This window comes from Leucobacter soli, from assembly GCF_042659205.1.
GTDB classification, from domain to species: domain Bacteria; phylum Actinomycetota; class Actinomycetes; order Actinomycetales; family Microbacteriaceae; genus Leucobacter; species Leucobacter soli.
The window spans coordinates 1-1407 of sequence record NZ_JBHSRW010000366.1 but is presented as its reverse complement, the minus strand read 5'-3'; the positions used below and the strand labels follow the sequence as shown (position 1 = coordinate 1407).

General features: G+C 72.9%; 3 protein-coding genes. 2 read left to right on the top strand and 1 reads right to left on the bottom strand.

Annotation, left to right across the window (positions count from 1 at the left end; translation table 11 throughout):
- Both ACFPZL_RS13210 and purE read left to right on the top strand, forming a co-directional pair.
- The coding region (locus ACFPZL_RS13210) for an ATP-grasp domain-containing protein (RefSeq protein ID WP_382335826.1) at nt 1–452 on the top strand (452 nt) is incomplete at its 5' end.
- Nucleotides 453–550: 98 nt separating this feature from the next.
- Nucleotides 551–1060 (top strand): 5-(carboxyamino)imidazole ribonucleotide mutase, encoded by a 510-nt coding sequence (gene purE, locus ACFPZL_RS13205; protein ID WP_218116005.1) that lies wholly within the window; start codon nt 551–553, stop codon nt 1058–1060.
- A 33-nt stretch (nt 1061–1093) separates the two neighbouring features.
- Here the strand turns inward: purE and ACFPZL_RS13200 are convergent, their stop codons facing one another.
- A complete protein-coding gene (locus ACFPZL_RS13200) occupies nt 1094–1306 on the bottom strand; it encodes a hypothetical protein (RefSeq protein ID WP_382332583.1) in 213 nt (70 codons plus the stop codon).
- Nucleotides 1307–1407: the final 101 nt, after the last annotated feature.

Here is a 1407-nt window from a genome sequence, read left to right as displayed (position 1 = left end):
CGACGCTCGACGAGGCCGCCGGCATCGGCCGCACGGTCGCCGAGGGCGTCGGCGTGACAGGTGTGCTCGCGGTCGAGATGTTCGAGGCCCGCGACGGCCGCGTCCTCGTCAACGAGCTCGCGATGCGCCCGCACAACTCCGGCCACTTCTCGATCGAGGGCTCGGTCACCAGCCAGTTCGAGCAGCACCTCCGCGCGGTCGCGGACCTGCCGCTCGGGTCGACCGACATGACGGCGCCGGCCGCCGTGATGGTGAACGTGCTCGGCGGCCCGGTCGAAGGCCCGATGCCCGTGCGCTACGCGCGCGTGCTGGCCGAGTACCCCGGAGCCAAGATCCACAGCTACGACAAGCTGCCGCGCCCCGGGCGCAAGGTCGGCCACGTCACGGTGATCGGGCAGGATCTCGCCGCCGTGCGCGCCGAAGCCCAGGCCGCAGCCGCCGCCTTCGACTGAGCGCGTCCCCGCGAGGGCCGGGCGAGGATCCGGCGAGGGCCGTGCGAGGAGGCGTTCCGCACCCGTGTCCGGTATCGGACGCGGGATAGGATCGTGTCATGAGCGAACGAGCGCCCCTGGTCGGGGTCATCATGGGATCCGACTCCGACTTCGGCGTGATGAGCGACGCCGTGCAGGTGCTGCGCGAGTTCGACATCGCGCACGAGGTCGAGGTGGTCAGCGCGCACCGGACCCCCGACAAGATGGTGGAGTACGCGCGCGGGGCCGCCGCCCGCGGCCTCAAGGCGATCATCGCGGGCGCGGGCGGTGCCGCCCACCTGCCCGGCATGGTGGCGTCGATGACCACGCTGCCCGTCATCGGCGTACCCGTGCCGCTCGCGAAGCTCGACGGCATCGACTCGTTGCTCTCGATCGTGCAGATGCCGGGCGGAATTCCGGTGGCGACGGTGAGCATCGGCGGCGCGAAGAACGCCGGCCTGCTTGCGGCGCGGATCCTCGGATCCTCGGATCCGGCGCTCGCCGCCGCGCTCGCCGCCTACGCGGACGGCCTCGCCGCCCTCGTCGAGGAGAAGAACGCCGCGCTGCAGCAGCGTCTCATCGAGGGATGACGCGCCGCCCGCGCGTACCCGCGAGAGCGGGAGTCAGATGTTCGCGTGGAGCTCCCAGAGCGACATCGCGGTGCCGGCCCAGGTGAAGCTGCGGCTGCGATCCTGCGCGAGCACCCCGAGCCGGTCCCGTTCCGGCCCGTCGGCGCAGAGCCGGACGAGCTCGGCTGCGAACGACTGCGCATCCGCGGCTGCGACGCCCGCGTCGAGGGCCAGCTCGGCGACCGCCGCGCAACCGCCGTGCAGCACGGGGACCCCCGCGGAGAGCGCGCCGAGCGGTGCTCAACGAGACCGGGAGGATGCGCATCGCTCCCAGCTCGAAGGGGGCGAGCTCCTCGTCGATGTCTCCG

What these genes read in the sequence shown, in the direction of transcription:
- purE (WP_218116005.1), top strand. Translation starts at nt 551, where the DNA reads ATGAGCGAACGAGCGCCCCTGGTCGGGGTCATCATGGGATCCGACTCC.